General features: G+C 39.5%; 19 protein-coding genes. 8 read left to right on the top strand and 11 right to left on the bottom strand.

Features of this window, described 5'->3' with window-relative positions:
- Nucleotides 1-33: 33 nt before the first annotated feature.
- Together yfkAB and recQ are read right to left on the bottom strand one after the other, a co-directional pair.
- On the bottom strand, nt 34-1,152 hold the full coding sequence (gene yfkAB / locus RCG21_RS06000) for a radical SAM/CxCxxxxC motif protein YfkAB (RefSeq protein ID WP_133336342.1): 1,119 nt from the start codon (nt 1,150-1,152) through the stop codon (nt 34-36).
- 167 nt (nt 1,153-1,319) lie between these two features.
- Nucleotides 1,320-3,449: a DNA helicase RecQ gene (gene recQ / locus RCG21_RS05995; protein ID WP_308912974.1), complete on the bottom strand. Its 2,130-nt coding sequence runs from the start codon at nt 3,447-3,449 to the stop codon at nt 1,320-1,322.
- A 197-nt stretch (nt 3,450-3,646) separates the two neighbouring features.
- On the opposite strand from recQ, the gene RCG21_RS05990 reads away from it, so the two are divergent.
- Entirely contained in the window at nt 3,647-3,820 is a 174-nt protein-coding gene (locus RCG21_RS05990; protein WP_308912973.1) for a hypothetical protein, read from the top strand.
- A gap of 47 nt (nt 3,821-3,867) precedes the next feature.
- Here the strand turns inward: RCG21_RS05990 and RCG21_RS05985 are convergent, their stop codons facing one another.
- From RCG21_RS05985 to RCG21_RS05975, 3 genes are read right to left on the bottom strand one after another with little or no spacing between them, the layout of a single operon-like run.
- Nucleotides 3,868-5,451 carry a fatty acid--CoA ligase gene (locus RCG21_RS05985; RefSeq protein WP_308912972.1) on the bottom strand — a complete coding sequence of 528 codons (1,584 nt, stop codon included), beginning with the start codon at nt 5,449-5,451 and terminating at the stop codon, nt 3,868-3,870.
- 18 nt (nt 5,452-5,469) lie between these two features.
- The gene (locus tag RCG21_RS05980; RefSeq protein WP_308912971.1) at nt 5,470-6,627 is read right to left on the bottom strand and encodes a thiolase family protein; all 1,158 of its coding nucleotides are present in this window, start codon (nt 6,625-6,627) and stop codon (nt 5,470-5,472) included.
- 20 nt (nt 6,628-6,647) lie between these two features.
- Complete coding sequence (locus RCG21_RS05975) at nt 6,648-7,793, bottom strand: acyl-CoA dehydrogenase family protein (RefSeq protein WP_308912970.1); 1,146 nt, start codon at nt 7,791-7,793, stop codon at nt 6,648-6,650.
- A gap of 216 nt (nt 7,794-8,009) precedes the next feature.
- Here RCG21_RS05975 and RCG21_RS05970 point away from each other — a divergent pair, with 216 nt between their 5' ends.
- A complete protein-coding gene (locus RCG21_RS05970) occupies nt 8,010-9,641 on the top strand; it encodes an SGNH/GDSL hydrolase family protein (RefSeq protein ID WP_308912969.1) in 1,632 nt (543 codons plus the stop codon).
- 82 nt (nt 9,642-9,723) lie between these two features.
- Here RCG21_RS05970 and RCG21_RS05965 read toward each other — a convergent pair whose 3' ends face one another.
- Complete coding sequence (locus RCG21_RS05965) at nt 9,724-10,059, bottom strand: hypothetical protein (protein ID WP_308912968.1); 336 nt, start codon at nt 10,057-10,059, stop codon at nt 9,724-9,726.
- A 239-nt stretch (nt 10,060-10,298) separates the two neighbouring features.
- Between RCG21_RS05965 and RCG21_RS05960 the strand changes: the two genes are divergently transcribed.
- Together RCG21_RS05960 and RCG21_RS05955 are read left to right on the top strand one after the other, a co-directional pair.
- Entirely contained in the window at nt 10,299-11,261 is a 963-nt protein-coding gene (locus RCG21_RS05960) for a D-2-hydroxyacid dehydrogenase (RefSeq protein ID WP_308912967.1), read from the top strand.
- A 104-nt stretch (nt 11,262-11,365) separates the two neighbouring features.
- Complete coding sequence (locus RCG21_RS05955; RefSeq protein WP_308912966.1) at nt 11,366-12,199, top strand: glycerophosphodiester phosphodiesterase family protein; 834 nt, start codon at nt 11,366-11,368, stop codon at nt 12,197-12,199.
- A 48-nt stretch (nt 12,200-12,247) separates the two neighbouring features.
- Here RCG21_RS05955 and RCG21_RS05950 read toward each other — a convergent pair whose 3' ends face one another.
- Nucleotides 12,248-14,992, bottom strand: coding sequence for a dynamin family protein (locus RCG21_RS05950; RefSeq protein ID WP_308912965.1), 2,745 nt, complete (start codon nt 14,990-14,992; stop codon nt 12,248-12,250).
- Nucleotides 14,993-15,231: 239 nt separating this feature from the next.
- On the opposite strand from RCG21_RS05950, the gene RCG21_RS05945 reads away from it, so the two are divergent.
- Complete coding sequence (locus RCG21_RS05945; RefSeq protein ID WP_133336360.1) at nt 15,232-15,759, top strand: hypothetical protein; 528 nt, start codon at nt 15,232-15,234, stop codon at nt 15,757-15,759.
- Nucleotides 15,760-15,802: 43 nt separating this feature from the next.
- Here the strand turns inward: RCG21_RS05945 and RCG21_RS05940 are convergent, their stop codons facing one another.
- From RCG21_RS05940 to RCG21_RS05925, 4 genes are all read right to left on the bottom strand, one after another.
- The gene (locus RCG21_RS05940; RefSeq protein WP_133336362.1) at nt 15,803-16,525 is read right to left on the bottom strand and encodes an amino acid ABC transporter ATP-binding protein; all 723 of its coding nucleotides are present in this window, start codon (nt 16,523-16,525) and stop codon (nt 15,803-15,805) included.
- Complete coding sequence (locus RCG21_RS05935; protein WP_026573120.1) at nt 16,522-17,178, bottom strand: amino acid ABC transporter permease; 657 nt, start codon at nt 17,176-17,178, stop codon at nt 16,522-16,524. The genes RCG21_RS05940 and RCG21_RS05935 overlap by 4 nt, the downstream gene beginning before the upstream one ends.
- A 129-nt stretch (nt 17,179-17,307) precedes the next feature.
- A complete protein-coding gene (locus tag RCG21_RS05930; protein ID WP_133336364.1) occupies nt 17,308-18,120 on the bottom strand; it encodes a basic amino acid ABC transporter substrate-binding protein in 813 nt (270 codons plus the stop codon).
- A gap of 252 nt (nt 18,121-18,372) precedes the next feature.
- Nucleotides 18,373-19,185 (bottom strand): basic amino acid ABC transporter substrate-binding protein, encoded by an 813-nt coding sequence (locus RCG21_RS05925; protein WP_133336366.1) that lies wholly within the window; start codon nt 19,183-19,185, stop codon nt 18,373-18,375.
- A gap of 348 nt (nt 19,186-19,533) precedes the next feature.
- Here RCG21_RS05925 and ykzB point away from each other — a divergent pair, with 348 nt between their 5' ends.
- From ykzB to RCG21_RS05910, 3 genes are all read left to right on the top strand, one after another.
- Nucleotides 19,534-19,671 (top strand): protein YkzB, encoded by a 138-nt coding sequence (ykzB, locus tag RCG21_RS05920; protein WP_165976309.1) that lies wholly within the window; start codon nt 19,534-19,536, stop codon nt 19,669-19,671.
- Nucleotides 19,672-19,684: 13 nt separating this feature from the next.
- Nucleotides 19,685-19,846: a Fur-regulated basic protein FbpA gene (locus RCG21_RS05915; RefSeq protein ID WP_133336368.1), complete on the top strand. Its 162-nt coding sequence runs from the start codon at nt 19,685-19,687 to the stop codon at nt 19,844-19,846.
- A 136-nt stretch (nt 19,847-19,982) separates the two neighbouring features.
- Complete coding sequence (locus RCG21_RS05910) at nt 19,983-20,312, top strand: MerR family transcriptional regulator (protein WP_208025380.1); 330 nt, start codon at nt 19,983-19,985, stop codon at nt 20,310-20,312.
- The last annotated feature ends 85 nt before the right edge of the window (nt 20,313-20,397 follow it).

The raw sequence follows: 20,397 nt of genomic DNA, 5'->3' as shown, positions 1-20,397 counted from the left end.
CCGCATGTGAAAACATACGGCCTTTTCTAATAGCTATTTTGCTATTTTCGCATCTAAAGTAGTAAAATCAAGCTCTTTATAATAACTGTTCTTCACTAAGATGTTCGGACCAAGGCATGAAACAGCCGGACAGTGACAATTTAATTCATTTGCGATACTTGAAGCTTGCCAAGCTTGATAGGCATCTTCAAGCCTTGTCGTTTGAATATTTCCAAGCGCCGGGGTATCGCCAAAATCTGTGACAATAATATCACCGTTAAAAATGTTTACATTTAGACGTGAACGGCCGTCAGGATCATTTCTCACGGTAACATTCTTGCTTTCGTAAAGGCGCCGCAAAAGATCCAAATCCGCTTGGTTATGACTGCAAGGATAGAATGGCAGCGTCCCAAACAGCATCCACACATTTTCATCTCTAATGTCTAGTAAATGATGGATCGCCGCCCTAATTTCATCCAGTGTTAATGTCTCGAGATTGCTTGCGAAATCACTGGGGTACATCGGGTGCACTTCATGACGTTGACAATGCATTTCCTCAACAATTTGCCGGTGGATTTTTTCTAAATGTGGCAGGGTCCGTTTATTCAACATCGTTTCCGCCGATACCATTACTCCCGCCTTTACGATTTCACGACTGTTTTCTATCATTCTTTCAAAATATTTTTCTCGTTGACTGTAATCAGGCTGCTTTTCCATTCTGGCAAAGCCTCCTTCTACAAAGTCATCTATCGTTCCCCAGTTGTGTGATATATGTAATACATCCAGGTGTGGAATGATTAATTCATAACGATCTAAATCCAATGTTAAATTGGAATTAATCTGTGTTCGAACACCGCGTTCATGAGCATATTTTAAAATTGGCGCCACATAATTTTTCACCGAAGAAAGAGAAAGCATCGGCTCCCCGCCCGTGATACTTAGCGATCTTAACATCGGAATTTCCTCTAACCGTTGCAGGAGCAATTCAAGCGGAAGTGCCTCTGGGTCCTTTGTCTGTAAGGTATATCCAACTGCACAATGCTCGCAGCGCATATTACAAAGGGTCGTTGTCGTGAATTCAATATTACTTAACAAAAGTTTTCCATATTGCTCAACATCTAAATAAGCTTCCCACGGATCAAACATTGGGGTGATTTTCTTCATATTTGGCATGATAAATCTCCTTACTATCAGTCTTTCAAAACCTTTCCCATTCTAACATAAGATATTCTCTTAGCAAGAAAACCATGACCCAAAAGGCCGCAAATGATTATTTTTGCGGCCCCTCAAATCTACATTATTTTCAAATTCCCGGGAAATATCGACAAAAAGCTATATGATTATTTTTCTTTACTCATGAAATAAAGATAGCCCTTAATCATGAAATAGCTGACTTCGTCAGGTAGAAGCTCCTTAATCGGCTTTAAGCGCTCGCGGCCTGCTTCTTCTACCGCTTTTTCCAATAACGGAACGTATTCAGGAGGAATAATCGTTGAAAACTCAACCCCTAATCCCTGCTGTGCACATTGAATTAAATGGTTTTCGATGGTACTAATAGATAAATCTCGCTGTTTTGCAATCTCTTTTAAAGATAGGTTGTTTTGATGAAGTTTAAGCGTTTCTAAATGGGAATCACCTAACGTCTTTTTGAGAGACTTTTTTGCTGGCTTCGCTTCGGTTGTGAGCTCACTTTGATATTCGGGATTCATCTCACAAAACTCACGAATTGCCTGAATAAAATCGAGACCATACTTTTGCAGTTTCATTTCACCAACACCGCTAACCTGTAAAAAAGCATCACTGGATTTCGGCACTTTGGCGCACATATCCTTTAACGCTGCATCTGAAAAAATGACAAATGGCGGTACTTTTTCTGCTTCTGCAATTTTTCTTCTGACCTCACGTAGTACTTCAAATAATGGGTCGCTCTTGGATACTTGTTTGACGGTAACAATTTCCCTGCGATGAACTTGATGTTTTCCCAAAAGAACCTCTTTACCTTTTGGCGGAACATAAAGTGTCGGAAAGGTTCCTTGTTCAATGGCAATTAAATCTTGAGAAATCAAAAACTCTATGAAATCACCGATATCTTTCACACTTTGGTCCTTCATGATTCCAAATGTAGAAAGCGTGTTAAAGCCCATATCGGTTACTTTTTTATTTTTCGAGCCTGTTAACACTTGGGCGATCAGTGTTTTTCCGAAACGCTGCCCCATCCGGATAATACATGAGAGCACCATTTGTGCTTCCTTCGTAACATCCACACTTGAACGGGAATCTAAGCAATTTCCGCATCTGCCGCATGGTTCTGTTTCGGTTTCCCCGAAATAATGTAAAATAAATTCCTGTAAGCAGTTTTCGGTGTGGCAGTAATCCACCATCTGCTGCAGTTTTTCTAATTCCCGCGTCATTCGGCTGCGGTCACTTGATTGGTCAATCAGGAAGCGCTGAATTTGCACATCCTGTGAGGAATGCAGAAGAATACATTCACTATCAAGACCGTCTCGTCCTGCACGCCCGGCTTCTTGATAATAGCTTTCCATGTTTTTTGGAAGCTGAAAATGGAGGACGTATCTTATATTGCTCTTATCTATTCCCATTCCAAATGCTGATGTTGCAACCATCACGGAGGCTTTATCCTCCAAAAATCGATCCTGCTCTTGGGCGCGTTCCACATCTCCCATCCCCGCATGGTACCGTGCAACCTCTATGTTTTCTCTCTTTAATTTTTCATAAAGCTGGTTGACATTCTTCCTGGTTGCGGCATAAATAATCCCGGCTTCCTTTTCATTCTTTTTAATATAATCAATGAGAAATTTAAAACGATCCTGTCCCTTAATAACAGAAAAAGAGAGGTTCTCCCGTTCAAAACCTGTCATCACTGTGTTCTCTTCATCAATTTTAAGCAGTGTGCAAATATCTTCGCGAACTTTTGGGGTTGCTGTTGCCGTCAAAGCAAGGACGATAGGTTTCTGCGGAAGGTTATTTACCATTTGTTGTATATGGCGATAACTCGGCCGGAAATCATGTCCCCATTGTGAAATACAGTGGGCTTCATCAACAGCTACTAACGGAATTTCCATTTGTTTAAGGTCCTCAATGAATTCCTGAGATTCCATGCGCTCTGGTGCTATATATAAAAGCTTGTACTTCCCCTGCTTAGATTCCCGAATTCGCTCATTTGCTTCGTTATAGCTTAGGGAACTGTTGATAAATGTTGCAGGAATTCCTGCCTGGATAAGGGCATCGACTTGGTCTTTCATTAAGGAAATCAGCGGAGAAATGACGATGGTCGTTCCCGGAAGCACCATTGCTGGGATTTGATAGCAAATCGATTTACCGCCTCCGGTCGGCATTACACAAATCGTATTATTTCCCTCTAATACAGAGCGGATCGCCTGCTCTTGACCCTTACGAAAGGATTTGTACCCGAAATACGTTTCTAATATAGGAAGAGCTTGTTGAAACAAACTTAGTCACTCCTTTCTATTAAAAAAACTCGTATTTCCATTATACGAGTTTTTGAGCATCGAATTCTATAGTCATATAAGGAGCTTTTTTTGGACAGCACTTGAAGTGGATTAAAGTTACAATTAATGGGTATTTTTTTTAATGAGACAATCCATTACAATATAAGTAAATCAAAGACCTAAAGAGGGCATCACAGATGAAACCATTTAAAGAAAAGAAAAAACACAAGAAAAAAATCCGTCATTATGTATTTGAAGAAATCATTGAGTGTATCTTTGAGGGGATATTAGGTCTGATATGGAGATTAATTGTAGGGCTTTTTCACCTTATAGTCCGGTCGATTACCGCTATTTTTCATCATTTCTTTTAAATCAAAGGTTGTCAAAAAGCGCAGCGACTTTTTGACAACCTTTTTTATTATCGCTGAGCTTTTCCCAAAGCCCCTTGAGCAAACAGTTCCTCTAACTTTTTCCGTAATATAAACTTTTGAATTTTCCCGCTGGCATTCCGCGGCAGCACCTCACAGAAAACATACTTTCTCGGCCGTTTATAGTTTGCTAATTTGTCGCTGTTTTTACAGTAATCATCCAACTCTTGTTCGTTGACAGCGGCATCTTTTTTCACAACAAAAGCAGTTACCGTCTCACCCCAGCGGTCATCCGGCTGCCCGACCACTGCGACATCCAGCACTCCCGTATGAGCATGTAAAATATCTTCTACCTCGCGCGGGTAAATATTTTCCCCGCCGCTGATAATCATGTCATCCACACGATCATTTACAAAAAGATAGCCCTCTTCATCCATATAGCCAATATCTCCTGAGTGGTACCAGCCCTTATACATTGCTTTTTCTGTCGCCTCCTCCCGGCCAAAATAGCCAAGCATCATACACGATCCCTGAACAATAATTTCACCAGGTTCGCCTGGAAGCAGAATATCATCCGGATCGGATGGACCATCCTCTCTTGGACGGACAACCCGAATATCATGATTTAAGCAGGCCTGGCCTGCAGAGCCCACTTTCCGCAGTTGGTCACTTTCAGATAAAAAGGAAATCGCCGGGCCCATCTCAGTCATTCCATATGCCTGTACGAGGGATATTCCCAAGCGGTCGTGGCAGGCATGGACAAGGGAAGGCGCCATTGGAGCAGCTCCATATAAACCAAGCTTCAAGCTTCTAAGGTTATATTGGCTCAAATCCTCTTGAAGAAGCATATTCCACATTGTTGGAGCAGCAAAAAATTTCGTGACTTTTTCCTGACTGATTAATTCAAGAACTTTTTGGGGATTAAATTGGTGCAGAATCACATTACGGTATCCCAAATGAACCCTTGGCAGGAAAGCGCAATGAAGTTCCGCACAATGGAACATCGGCGCGGTCACCAGCCCGACATCCATCGCTTCATATTTCTTTGCTGCAATCACCAGCATACTCTGCTCAATCATATTCCGATGACTGTGCATAACCCCTTTCGGTCTGCCCGTTGTCCCGCTTGTGTACATAATCGCATATAGATCATTTTCATCAACTTCCACCTGTACAAGTTCGGATGAAACCGCACCAAGCTGTTCATGAAAGTTTTTTGCATAGATGGGCGTATCTTCATCAATATACCAGAAGGAGATGGCTGGGAAACGGTTCTCGATGTTGGCGATGATAGGCTCTAAAGCTTTTTCAAAAAGAACAACCTTTGGGGAGGCATCTACTAAAATATAAGCAACTTCCTCAGAAGTTAACCGAAAATTAATCGGATTGAAGACGGCACCGATTTTCGCACAGGCAAAAAAGGCAGTCCCTAATTCTTCCGTATTAAATAGAAAAGTCGAGACGCGGTCGCCTTTTTTAACCCCTCCCATTATGAGTGCTTCCGCAAGGCTGTTGATCCGCTCGTTCCATTCTTTATAAGTGAAACGAACATTTTTTCTTACATCAAAAATCGCTTCCTTATTCGGAAACTTTTTAACCGTCAAATCGAAAACTTTGCCAATCGTCGTTCCCATACAATCTCCTCCAGAATATTAGTCTAATCTTTCAATAATCGTCGCATTTGCCATACCATGCCCTTCACACATTGTCTGCAGACCATAACGGCAGCCTGAACGTTCAAGCTCATGTATCATTGTCACCATTAACCGTGCCCCGCTGGCGCCCAATGGATGACCCAAAGCAATCGCACCTCCATTTGGATTCAACTTGGCCGGATCCGCACCTGTTTCTTTTAACCAGGCCATTGCTACTGGTGCAAACGCTTCGTTGACCTCAAAAATATCAATATCATCAATGGATAGACCTGATTTTTCCAATGCCTTTTGGGTGGCCGGGATTGGCCCTGTCAGCATCAAGGTTGGATCCGATCCAACGACAACACGGGTATGAACGCGGAAGCGAGGTTTTAACCCCAGCTCCTCTGCCTTTTCTCGGGACATAAGTAAAAGGGCTGCTGCGCCATCGCTGATTTGACTGGAATTTCCCGCATGAATAACCCCATCCTCAACAAAGGAGGTTTTTAGTCCGGCAAGTGCCTCTAAAGAAGTTCCTCTTCTTGGCCCTTGGTCATCCCTAATAACCGCTGATGTGCCATCAGGAAGTGTTACTTCAAGTGGAAAAATTTCACTGGCAAAATGGCCCTCGGCTTGTGCACGCAATGCCTTTTCGTGACTTTCGAGTGAAAATTGATCAAGCTCCTTTCGGGTAAAACCATATTTTTCAGCAATCCGCTCTGCAGAAAGCCCTTGGTGAATCATCTCAAATCGTTTTCTTAAATTGGGGCTGAAAGGGTCTCCAGCTCCTTTATAGCTAGACCCCATCGGCACCCGGGACATGCTTTCAACACCACCAGCTATTACGACATCCATATCTCCCGCGAGGATGGCCTGTGCAGCGAAATGAACAGCCTGCTGGCTTGAACCGCATTGGCGGTCAATCGTCGTCCCTGGGACTTCAATCGGGAATCCGGCAATCAATGCCGCGACTCGGGCAATATCTCCTGCTTGTTCACTTACCTGTGTGACACATCCAAGGATGACATCATCAATAATGGCAGGGTCTATCCCGGCTCGATTTACTAATTCTTTTAATGTAAATGCTGCCAGGTCATCTGGACGAATTTCCTTTAATACTCCATTTCTTTTTCCAACCGGTGTTCGAACTCCTTCTACAATAACTACTTCCCGCATCAATTATCGACCCCTCTTTTCTATAATCCTAGTTTTTTTGCAATAATTGTTTTCATAATTTCATTCGTCCCCGCATAAATGCTGGAAACTTGTATATCACGGAATCTTCTCGCAATCTCATATTCTTCCATGTAGCCATAGCCGCCGTGCAGCTGCATACATTCGGAGGCAATCTTCTTTGCATTTTCTGTAAGTTTCCATTTTGCCATTGAAACCTTCGTCACAACATTTTTACTCTCGATATGTTCTGCAATCAGTTGATCTAAAAAGGCCCTGCCCATTTCAATGTCGGCTGCCATCTCAGCGATTTTAAACTGGGTATTTTGGAATTGGCTGATGGACTTTCCGAAAGCTTCACGGCTTTTTACATAATCTATTGTTAGTTTTAGCATTACCTCTGCTGCTTTCTGGGCCTGTATCGCCACAACAAGCCGCTCCTGCTGTAGTTTATCCATCATATGGAGGAAGCCTTTTCCTTCCTCACCAATAAGATTTTCTTTTGGAACCTTGCAATCTTCAAAAATAAGTTCGGCAGTATCCTGGCAATGCAAGCCAACCTTGTTCAGCTTTCTCCCTCTGGAAAAACCGGGAGTGCCTCTTTCTACCATCAATAGGCTGATTCCTTTATGTTTTGGCTTGGCATTCGGGTCGGTTTTACAAGCAACTAGGATTAAATCCGATTGAATTCCATTGGTAATAAACGTTTTTTGTCCATTTACTAAATAATGACTTCCATCAAGTTTTGCGGTTGTTTTAATATTAGCCAGGTCTGAACCCGTCCCTGGTTCTGTCATCGCAATCGCTGTAATCAACTCACCCAAAGCACACCTTGGCAGCCAGCGCTTTTTTTGTTCCTCTGTTCCAAAGGCGGTGATGTAGGGAATGACAATATCGCTGTGAAGTCCAAGCCCCACTAATCCGGATCCTACGCGTTCGAGTTCCTCATTAATGACAACGGAAAAACCCCAGTCAACCCCACTCCCTCCATATTTCTCCTCTAAATCAGGGCAAAGGAATCCCTGCTCCCCCATTTTTGTCCAAAAGGAACGAGGAATAAGGCGATTCTCCTCCCACTGTTCATAAAAGGGATATGCTTCTTTGTCCAAAAACTTTCGTAAGGATTTGCGGAAAATTTCATGGTCTTCCGTTAAATATGGATGTTTCATCCCACAATCACCTCTCTAAGTTTCGAAAACGTTTCCATTCTTATTTTAACAGATAACACCGAATTTTTTTGAATATTTCGCTCTCAGAAATCACTCCCTATTACCCATGTCATAGGACATTTTGCATAATTTGTAGAATTGTAATTGTTGAATATTCAAAAAATATGAAACTATAATAGTTTTGGTAGGAAAAAATTACATAATTGGAGGGAATTTTTGTTGATTTTTAAAAAGTTGTCGATTTTATTTGTATTAATACTGGCACTAAATACCTTCTTGTCTTCGTTTGTTTTTGCCGAAAATAACGATAAAAAAACCATTGTTGCCTTAGGGGATTCGATTACATACGGATGGAATCTTCAAGATCGTTCACAAGCATTTCCCTATCTAATTGGAACTGACGAATATACGGTCTCAAAAAATATTAGTGCCCCTGGCTGGAAAACTACTGATTTATTAGCAGCATTGAGCACCGCTGAGAATATGGATGCAATTAAAAAAGCTGACTTGATTACGTTGGATATCGGAAATAATGATTTATTGTCGCTTCCGGAAGTAAAAGTAATATTAGATCAATTAAAAGCTAACCCGCCGGTACTGCCAACTCAGGACCAAATTAATGCAGCAACCGCTGCTTTATTGAATGCTATTTCAAAATTACCAGCAAATCTAGGTGCAGTAATCACAACGGTTGAAAATGTGAATCCTGATGCACAAATTATTCTTTACAACCTATATAATCCATTTGGAACCAGCGCTGGTCCTTTACATGACCTTGGTGAAAAAGTTATCCCAGCTGTTAATTCACAGGTTATTAACCCTCTTGCGCAGACCTTTGGTGCCCACATAGCTAATGCCTATTCCGCGTTTAATGGAAGACAAGCTGAATTAATCTTACCTGGAGATATTCATCCAAATACTACCGGCCATCAAGTCTTAGCTGGTTTAGCAAATGATATTTTAAAAACCTTTACACCACAGGATTTTGATATTACGCTAACACCATCAACAACAAAGCCAGCGGAAAAGGTAACAATTTCTGTTTCTTCCACGGCAAAAGAAGTTATTGCAATGAAATGGCTAAAAGGCGAAAAAACCGTTGCAGATTTCACTAACCAAGGAGAAAACATTACTGACAATAAATTTGATATAACTGAAAATAATAAATACACCGTTTATGTTAAGGATGGCACTGGGCTTGAAAAAGTGAAGGTCATCGATATCAACAATATTAAACAGGCACCTGCACCTGATTTCACCCTTGACTTAGCGGCTTCGCCAACAGAGGAAACAGATGGACCAGTGACAATCAAAGTTTCCACCAATGCCGAAGAGGTCCTACAGATGAAATGGCTTGCTGGTAAAAAAACGATTGATGATTTTGCCAACGATGGGACTGACATAACGGATAACCAGTTTGATGTTACCGAGAACGGAAGATATACCGTTTATGTTTTGGATGGTAAAGGCGTCCAAAAAGTAAAGGTCATCGAAATTAATAACATTAAATCGAAAACAGACGATCCTGGGAATGGAAATCCTGGTGATGACGGTACTACTAACCCTGGCGATAATCCAGGAGATACCGGTAATGATAACCCTACTGATAATCCCGGGGATACTGGTAATGACACCACTACTGAAAATCCTGGGGATGGCGGAAGTGATCACCCAACATCAGATTCCGCTGATAAAGGCAGCAAGAGTCCTGCATTCGCAACAGATAATTCATTACCAGACACTGCAACATCAATGTACAATTATGCTGCATTGGGACTTGCCCTACTACTAGCTGGATTAGTGGCAATGAGGGTCCAGCAAGTAAGAAGAAAGAGAGAAAATATCTAATTTAATAAGAGATTCGTTTCATTAGAGACTAATTATAAATAAACCTGCCATTAAAGGCAGGTTTATTTGTTGTTATATTCTTCTAAGATGCGAAATTTTCCGAATCACCAAGACCCAACTCCGGCGGTTGTTTCCGGAAAAACTTTGTGATGAACAGCAAATGAATGATTCCTATGAGACTTTCTATTTTTTTAACAAAATTATTAAGTAAATCATAGTTATCAAACAAATCGTACTCGACCACGCCAAAGAACGTTCCATCTTTTTCATAGATAGGGTACCGCGTACTAATGAGGGTCGCATTTTCTAAAAAATAAGGGTCAGCAATGGCGGGTGTTTTCATTTCGACCGTTTTATGAATTTTCGTGGTGGGAATCACATCGTGAACATGTTTTCCAATAATCTCTTTCAGATCCACCTTAATTTAGTCTGCCGTTTTTTGATTCATATATATGATTTTCGCATCTTTATCCACTACAACTAACCCGTCAATATATTCTAAAATTAAGTGACATTGCTCCAATGAAAGCATAATACATCCTCCCAGGAATTTAATCTGGTAACAAACTTTATTAATATAAAGATGTTACCATTTTTCCTATTTTTCCGTTATCATAAAATTTAGTTAATAGATTTTTAATAGAACGGAGCGATGGTATGGAAAAGAGAAAAATGGTCATTACCCATAAATTAACACAGCAGCAAGTTAACCTAATCCAAGAAATCATCCCTGATTGGGAATTAATCGTAGGAAAAGATAAAGAAATTTGGCAAGAACACCTGCAGGATGCAGAAATTATTGCCGGTTGGAAACGGGGGCTTGAAGAATCTTGCCTCACCCCTGATTCAAAACTAAAATGGCTTCAGACATGGAGTGCCGGAGTCAACTCCCTGCCAATTGAAAAACTGGAATCAAAAAACGTTTTCGTGACGAGCGCTAATGGTGTGCATTCCTACCCTATTTCTGAAACCATCTTTGGCTTAATGCTAGGGTTAACGAGAAAAATCCATACCTATGTAAAGAACCAACAATCGAAAAAATGGCACCATGCAAACATGGGCTTGGAATTGCATGAAAAGACGATTGGAATTTTAGGTGTTGGGGCAATCGGAAAGGAAACCGCAAAAATAGCGAAAGCCTTTGGTATGCATGTAATCGGCGTCCGTCACTCAGGAAATCCTGAAGAATATGTCGATGAAATGTATACACCGAACAAACTCGATGCCCTCCTGCCAAATTGTGATTATGTTGTGATTACAATGCCATTAACGAAGGAAACGTATCAATTAATCGGAAAAGAGCAATTTGATCAAATGAAACCTTCTGCCTTTTTCATTAATATTGGCCGTGGTGAAATTGTCGTAGAAAAGGATTTGGTTCAAGCCCTACAAAACGGAAAAATTTCCGGTGCTGGGCTCGATGTTTTTGAAAAAGAACCATTGACTGAAGACAGTCCGTTATGGGAAATGGAGAACGTGATTATTACCCCACACACCTCCGGCTCAACTGAACATTATAATCAGCGGGTAATTGAAAAAATACTTATTCCAAATTTAAAAAGCTATCTTTCCGAACAAACTCCATCAGAAAATCTAGTAGATTTTTCGAAAGGCTACTAGTGGTCTATGGCGCAAATCACCATTGATAAAACAAAAAGGCGAGGCGTCAAATTTTTAAAGATTCTTGTACCGGCTCTTCTTCTTTTTCTGCTCCTGTTAATCTTTTGCCCGTTCAGCCTATTAAGGAGAAGCCATTTTTCAAAAATAACCGTCCATTGGTTGTTGCCCATCAAGGCGGTGAACTGCTCGCTCCCTCCAATACAATTGCGTCATTTTCTAATGCAGCAAAACTTGGGGTTGATGCACTCGAAACTGACCTCCATATAACAAAAGATGGGCAGTTAGTAGCCATCCATGACCCGACTGTTGACCGGACAACAAATGGACATGGGGCTGTAAAAGACTTGACCCTGAAGGAAATCCAAAAGCTTGATGCCGGGTACCATTTTAAAGACGTGCACGGCCAATACAGTTTTCGTGGCAAAGGTGTTTATATTCCAACCGCTGTAGAGATTTTTCAAAGGTTCGGGAACATGAGGATTGAGATGGAGATTAAGGATGATAATCCGCCGAAGCGATATGAAGAAATGGCTAAAAAGCTCTGGGCTTTAATTGAAAAGTATCACATGGAGGATAAAATACTTGTTGCCTCTTTTGACCAAAATATTCTTAAAACCTTTGATAAGTACGCAAAGCAGCGAGTGGCTACTTGTGCTGGTAAACAAGAGGTAACAAAATTTGTTGTGTTTCATAAGTTCTTTTTACGAGATTTATATCAGCCGCAGGTGGATGATTTTCAGTTACCCGTTGCGGATAGCGGTTTCGATTTAACGGACAAGAAATTGATTGATGGTGCACATCTGCGCGGCATGCAAGTTCATTACTGGACCATTGATGATCCGAAAACAATGAAAAAATTAATTGCAGCCGGGGCAGATGGGATCCTAACCAACAGGCCGGACCTGCTGCTTAAAGTGATGAAAGAAATGGGGATATAATACGAAAGGCTGCAGATTGATTGATAACCAACCGGCAGCCTTTTTTTATTAATAAACCGTTTGTGCCCCTTTACCCGCAACCGTCATCCATTCAAACTGTCGAAGTCTAACCTCAAACAATGTCAATGGGTCGCGGAATAGTTCAGGATTGGTGTTCATTTTTCCAAGCAAATCTTGATTCGTTTCAATTTCTGATTGCGCTTCTTCAATTGCTCGCGATACCACGCTTGCCGGGCCTCTAAAAAACAAGCTAATATCCCGTTCCAACGCTTTTTCAAATAATTCAAATTGCTGGAAAAAACGAGCATTTACCAGTGCAACCGTTTCAGAATAATCCTCATTCTCCACAAATGCTTTGTACTTATTGAACAACATGGTTTTGTTTTGCGACAACGCACCTAACAGCTTCCCTGCACTTTTTAACAAGAACTGTGATGGGGTACGGCGCAGCAGGATATTAACAGGCTCTAAGATGAATCGGCTTGTCATTCGATCCGTATCCCTCCGCCAATCATCAAGAACCTTAAAATCACATTCCAGCTTAAACCGTTCCTCTCCATACATGACATTGAAGCCTTCCGCCATTTCGTCTAAAAATTGTTGGCTTTGAATGAATTCCTCTTTCGTTTGCCCAATCCACTCCTGCAACGAAGTATAGTATTTCGGAAGAATCGTCTGCTCTAAATATTCTTGCATTCTTTTATTCATTTCGTTATTTAGCTCAAGATGAATATTGCTAAAATCGCTATTTTCTTTGATTAATAGAGAGCATTCCTTCAGCATTTTCGGTATCACACCAGAAATTTCCTTCTGAAGTTCCGTCTTAATGAGTCCATAGCTCCTTGAAATGGTCTCAGCTTTTTGTGATTCGGTATCCTTTAGTTGATTAAGGGCTCCGGTCAATTTCATGTGCATCTCTTCATTCCATCGTACCGATTCAATTAATTGGTTCTCCACATCAATACGTTTTTGCAGCAGCTCTGTTATGGTAGAACGGATAAAAAATAATAATTTTGCCAGCCGTTTATCTTCAAGATTTCTAGTATGCTTAATCGATTGGATAAACTCAGTCAACTCACTTAACTGCTGACCGCGATCATTTTGCGACGAAAACGCCAAAACCTTCGAATCTGGTAAATAGGAATTGATTTCCGCCTTTGTTTCATTAAAAATCCGTACGGTATCCTGTTCATTCGCAATCGTATCCATTTTATTCAGCAGAAAATGGATTGGAACATTCGGTGCCTGGTCATGGATTTGTGAGAGAATTCCCCGCTCCTTAGCAGTAAAGGGTGCATTGGCATCTAGCACAAATAACACCGTATCTGCCGCATGAATCTGTTTCATCACTTCATACTGATTCCCATTTAGCCCAGGAGTATCAATCATTGCAAGTCGATTCTCCTTCAAAAATGGATTAGGCCGCTTAAATTCAATCAGCGACTCTAATGCATTCCGACGCCGATCCATTCTTTCTTGAAAGTCAACTAGGTCCGTCAATTGAACCGTTTCCTTATTGTTGATTTCATCTATTTCAAGTTCCGGATGGTCCTTAAACATAACAACAGATGAAGTGGGACTATCCTGCAAATCTTCACCAGAAATCATATTGATAAAAGTTGATTTGCCACTACCGCTCAATCCGGTTAGTAAAAGATGATGGGTTTCAAAATCAATTAGCTGCTGAACCATCCACTTTAGACGATGATTCTCTCCCATTTCGTGTGCTTCTGCCCAATGTAAAATCGATTCAAACAGCTTTAGGCATTCTTCGAGTTCGTCGATTTCATGATCCATTTTACTGATAAACTTTTCAGCCTCACTCACAATCAACATATTAATGCTTACTGGAAATAACTCATTCCAAGAAAGGACCGCAGCTGACGCCAAAACAAGTTGGGAAGAATTCGAGATCCGAATCCAATTAGAAAGTAAATCAGGAATTATATCAGTTAATTCCTTAATCAAATAGCTTCCATCTATCAAGCTGAAATAGGTTTCTTTAAAAAGGGCAGAAAGTTTTTCCCAGTGTTCGTTTTGATCCATTTCCAAATTGGATAAAAGGTAATTGATTTCTTTTAACCAGGTAAAATAGCAATCTTCCGTTTTATAACTGTTCCAAAGTGCAGCGGTCAACTCTTCAAATTGCTTCCTATCTAATGTATAAACCACGTTCAAGGCATGTGAAAAATAGCCTGGTAAAAGACGTTTTGTTACACCATTATTCACATAGGAGTTTACAATTCCGAACCATTCCGATGACTCTGTACGAATGGCCTCATTTACTGCAAGTTCAATGGCATTTTGCCAATCCTGCCGTTCCTCAAAAAACTTTCTGGCGATTTCTGTAACCTGCGGATAATCCGGATTGGAAAGAACCGTTTTCTTGATGACTTCGACTGCTGAGTCCATTTTTCCGCGTTCAATATAAAGTATAAATAACTGTAAAGATACTTCAGTCTTTAAGGTAAGATTGTCGGTTTCAATAGCGGTATACAAGTCCTCCGCATTGGACAACAGCCCCATTTCGTAATAAGCATCTGCTGTATTTTTTTGCGCCCATGGCTCCAGTTCATTAATAATATTTCCCCATTTAAAAATGGCTGTCTCAAAGTCTCTATTGTGAAAATACACTTCACCTTGTGCAAAACGTATATAGGCTAAATCCGGTATATCCTTTTGCATTTCTTCTTGATAGGCATCCCCGAGAACACGAATCGGATGTACCTCTTCATGTTCATTAATGAACATGCTATAGTACTGTTTCTCTGTTAGCTGCTTTTCTACCGACATTGTTTTCCCTCCAATTGCAAGCACTTCTATGTCATTCATATGGAAAAGAGGCATATTTATTCCTCATACTATTCGAACAATGGGACGATTATAAGTCCATAACAGAATAATTCTACCAAATGAATTTTTAAAAGCGATTTCAGTTATGTTTCATTTTGGAGACAAAGCTTTTCAAATCGCTTTTTTTCTCCGCTTTTACACCGTATAATGATGTCAAAGAAAGCTAAGGAGCAATCATTTTGGAAAAGGAACAGGCAATCTCACTCAGTAATTGTATAGAAAAGTGGAATGGAACTGGCTATGAAATCACTCAGTTAAAAACAATTGACAATACTTTACCAAAGTTTCATCAATGGACAAATGGAAAATCTGTTGTAGCGGGTTATAGAGTTACCCGGATTGACTATGATACAAGCTACTACTTTATATTTATTGACTGGCATCGAAACGACAAGTATTATTTAGTGATTTATACGCATGATAAATCGACGACCGTCGCTGAAATTCGTAATGTGGAAGAAATTAACGGGGACCAGCATCTGTTATGGACATATAATCCATTAAAGAGGGACGGAAAAAATGCAGAACGTAAAGCCTACTTTAAACAAATGTTTGGCTCTGTGACTGTTCAGATTAAGCTTCCATCATCCCCCCTTGAGTTAGCCGAATTCTTTAGCCAACTATTTCTTCTTTGTTCAAGAAGGATAAAAGCGGACCGGATTGTCGAAGTCTTTGACTTTGATGATCCACATAAACTAGAACGATAGTAAATTGAAAGGGAGGCCATTAGCGGGCCTCCCTTTCACAAGATTATAAAACCTTACTCAAAAATGATTTCGTTCTCTCTTCTTGCGGGTTATCAAATAGCTCACTTGGAACATTTTCCTCGACAATCAGGCCGCCATCCATGAAAATAACCCGGTCTCCAACTTCCTTGGCAAAGCCCATTTCATGCGTGACGACAACCATCGTCATGCCTTCTTTTGCGAGCTGCTTCATTACCTCTAACACTTCACCGACCATTTCTGGATCAAGCGCTGAGGTTGGCTCATCGAAAAGCATGATTTTCGGCTCCATCGCCAGTGCCCTTGCAATTGCAACCCGCTGTTTTTGCCCTCCGGAAAGCGAATCCGGATAGGCATCCGCTTTTTCTGCTAATCCTACCTTTTTCAATAAATCCAGACCTTTTGATTTCGCCTTTTCGGCAGATACATTCCTTACCTTCATCGGTGCCAGCATTATATTTTCAATGACGGTTTTATGCGGAAATAGGTTAAATTGCTGAAACACCATTCCTACTTCTGTTCGCACTTTATTAATATCTGTCTTTTTATCAGTTATATCGATTCCCTCAATCAAGACATGTCCGCCTGTGATGGTTTCTAGTAAGTTAATACAGCGAAGAAAAGTGGATTTCCCTGATCCGGAAGGCCCGATGACAACAACCACTTCCTGGGGTTTTACGGTAACATTAATATCTTTTAAAACTTCATGATTACCAAAGCTTTTTTTCAAATTGGTTACTTTAATCATTCTGTGGCCAACCTTCTTTCAAGTCGAGATAACAGGAAGCTTAAGGAAAGAGTTAACACTAAATAAATCGCTGCTGCTGTAAGATATGGCTCCCACACACGGTAATACTGCCCTTGCATGGCTTGTCCCCAGTACATAAGCTCTGGTGCCGCAATGAGCGCTGCGAGGGAGGAATCTTTGATTAATACAATAAATTCATTTCCAAGTGGCGGAATCATACGTTTAAAGGCCTGCGGCAAGATGACAAATCGCATTGATTGTACATGGTTCATACCTAATGAACGGGCTGCTTCCATTTGTCCTTTATCAATTGATTGAATCCCGGCACGGAAGATTTCAGCGATGTAGGCAGCTGAGTTTAAAGAAAGTGCAACAATGGCAGCCACAATCGCATTGGTTTCGCCAAGGAATACTGGAACCACAGCAAAATGGATGAGCAATATTTGAACCATAAACGGTGTCCCGCGGAAAAAGGCAATATACCATTTAAACGGTAGCGCTGCCCATTGATTTTTCATCATTTTTCCTAATCCAATTAATAGCCCCAGTACTGTTCCAATGATGATACTGCCAATGGAAAGCCCAATGGTTAATAGGGTTCCCTTCAAGAAAAAAGGACCATACTCAGCTAATAAATCCCAACGAAAATCCATTCATTGACCCCCTCAATCTTTTTAAAAATCCACCTTTTATACTTTAGTTATTTATCGCAATAAAATATTTTAAGCAGATGCAAAAATTGCGTAACTGCTAGTATTCTAGAGTTACGCAATTTTCATCTTCTATTGTTGCTTTAACGAATTCAAATCCGGTTCAAACTTAAACCATTTTTGATAAATTTTTGTGTATTCACCGTTTTCCATCATTTTCTTAATCGCCTGATCAAATTCTGCCTTTATCTTACTTCCTTTTGGAAACAATACGCCATAAAACTCTTTAGCAAATGCAGAGTCATCTGGAATGACAACAAAATTTTCATTTGGATTATTTTTTACATATTGCTCAACAACTGTGTTATCAGCGACCACTGCATCGGTACCGCCGCTCTTAAGCTCCATAATCGCTAGATTATTATCTTTGAACTTTTTAAGTTTCGAATTATTTTTTCCAAACAGAGCTTCTACCGCTGATTGACCTGTTGTACCATTCTGTACGGCAACTACTTTCCCTTTCAGATCTGCAGCACTTTTAATTGCACTACTTTTCGGAACTAAAATTTCATTTTTAGATAAAAAGTATGGAGTAGAGAAGTCATAGGTTTGTTTGCGTTCGTCATTGATGGTGATTGCACCAACTCCGATATCAGCATTTTTCCCTTTCACTTCAACAAATAGCGGTTCCCAGCCCACATGCTCAACTTTGATGCTATAACCGGCTTCTTTAGCAGCCGCCTGGATTAAATCAATATCAAAGCCAACAATTTTCCCTTTATCCATATATTCAAATGGCGCATAAGCAGCATTTGTTACGACTCGTAAAGTCTTCTTTTGATCTCCTTTTGCACTGCCATTTGTCTTTTCGCTCGTTCCACAAGCTGATAGAACAAACATCAATGCCACAACTAAAATGGTAGAAAAAATCTTAACCTTCTTCATTTTGTACCCCCCAATATTTTTCTATAAAAATATTAATAATATTTCGAATATATAATATTATAACCTATTTTTATAGATTTTTCTACAAATATCAGGAATATTTTGAACATACATGATTATAACTACCACTGCATTCTTATTCAATATGTAATAAATTACTATTTCAATATGGTAAATAATGGTTTGATCGCATATTTTTTGATAGGAATAAAAATTGCGTAACGGCAAAGGGTTACGCAACTTAATTCTTTCCTATTGTTGTTTCAATGCATTTAAATCCGGATCAACCTTAAACCATTTTTGATAAACCTTTGTGTATTCCCCATTCTCAATCACTTTTTGAATCGCTTTATCAAAATCAGCTTTTAACTTGCTGTCCTTTGCAAACATTAATCCATAGAATTCTTTATCAAATGCAGAGTCATCTGGAATGACTACAAAATTTTCATTTGGATTATTTTTTACATATTGTTCAACTACTGTGTTATCAGCAACAACTGCATCGGCACCGCCGCTCTTAAGTTCCATAATCGCTAGATTGTTGTTTTTGAATTTTTTAAGATTCGAATTATTTTTACCAATTAGCGCTTCGACTGCTTCCTGGCCAGTTGTACCATTTTGTACGGCAACTACTTTATCTTTTAGATCTGCAGCACTCTTAATTGGGCTATCCTTTGGAACTAAGATTTCGTTTTTTGAAAGGAAGTATGGAGTAGAAAAATCATATGTTTGTTTACGCTCATCATTGATGGTAATGGCAGAAATTCCACCATCGGCCGTCTTTCCTTTAATTTCTACGAATAACGGATCCCAGCCAACATGTTCAAGTTTTACATTATATCCTGCTTCTTTTGCTACAACATTAAGGAAGTCTACATCAAAACCAACTACTTTACCCTTATCCATATACTCGAATGGTGCATAGGCCGCATCGGTTACGAACCGTAAAGTTTTCTTTTCCTCTTTTTTGGGACTGGCATCTGTTTTTTCACTTGTACCACAAGCAGATAAAACAAACATCAAGGAAAAGACTAGAAGCGTTGAAAAGATTTTGAACTTTTTCATTTTCTACCTCCAATGTTTTTTTATAAAAATATCAATAATATTTAGAATATACAATAATGCCTATCATTTTTAAAGTGTTTTCTGAAAATATTGATAATTTTTCTGTATTTCATGATTCTATCGAACTATGTATTTTTATTCAGTTTTTAGCTTATTACTATCTTAATACACTAAATCATTAACTAAATGAATAGCATGATTCGTTAAGCCCTCTTCTGTCAAAATATTTTTGGGATAAAACCTTCCACCGGTGTTTCAATTTGTTTGTTAATTTTTCTAACAGCTTCACTGACAAAAAGGAAAAAAATAGATATCTTAACATTACAAACCATCGAAAGGAAGATTTATATGTATCGAAAAAACGATATCCAACTGGCAGCAAAAATAGTGGAATTAGATTTATTACGAGACGAACTGTATGAAGAATTAATGAGACAGCTTGGTTCCAAAGCACATGAACTTTTAAGAAAAATTCAAAATCAGTAAAGGAGTGAGAAGCATGTCTACACATTTGCGTATAGGAATAGACACCCTAAAAAAATATTACATTAATAAGTTAATTCAATCTGGTCCCGATAAAGATTTTAAAACTGAATTAGATTCCCTTACTTTAAGCGAATTAAAATTGATCCTTAAAAATCAAATTCCCAATCAAAAATGATTCCACAATCTAATCCACTTTTCTATAATATCAAAATTATAGAAAAATTCATTCAAATGTGAGAAGATGTAACATAAACTGTTATAAAGTTTACAATCTTTTAAAAATAGATGAATAGAGTGTGGTGAGAAAAGATATGGGAAAAGATTTGTCTTATAAAGATAAGAAGGTTATTACCATCGGAGTAGTCAGAGATCTAACCGGTCTATCCGAAAGGCAAATCCGCTATTACGAAGAAAGAAAACTCATTTTCCCAGAAAGATCAGGCGGTGGCAGTCGAAAATATTCCTTTAACGATGTTGAGTTATTAATGGAGATAGCAAATAAGATTGAAGACGGGATACAAACTCACGAGATTAGAAGAGAAATGCTTCGTGAACAAAAGAAACAAAACCAGGAAGAAATACGCAGGAAAATGATCCAGGGGCAACTAAACGCGCAATTTGGTTTAAGGAAAGGTCAATAAACTAAAAAAACTTTAAATATTTTTGGAGCTTGGGCCTCGCTGTTACATTTGAAGCGGGCTTTTTATTTTGCCCCCCTGTTACTTT

It is taken from the genome of Bacillus salipaludis (assembly GCF_030938565.1).
Lineage (GTDB): Bacteria > Bacillota > Bacilli > Bacillales > Cytobacillaceae > Neobacillus > Neobacillus salipaludis_A.
This window is presented reverse-complemented; position numbering and strand designations above follow the sequence as displayed.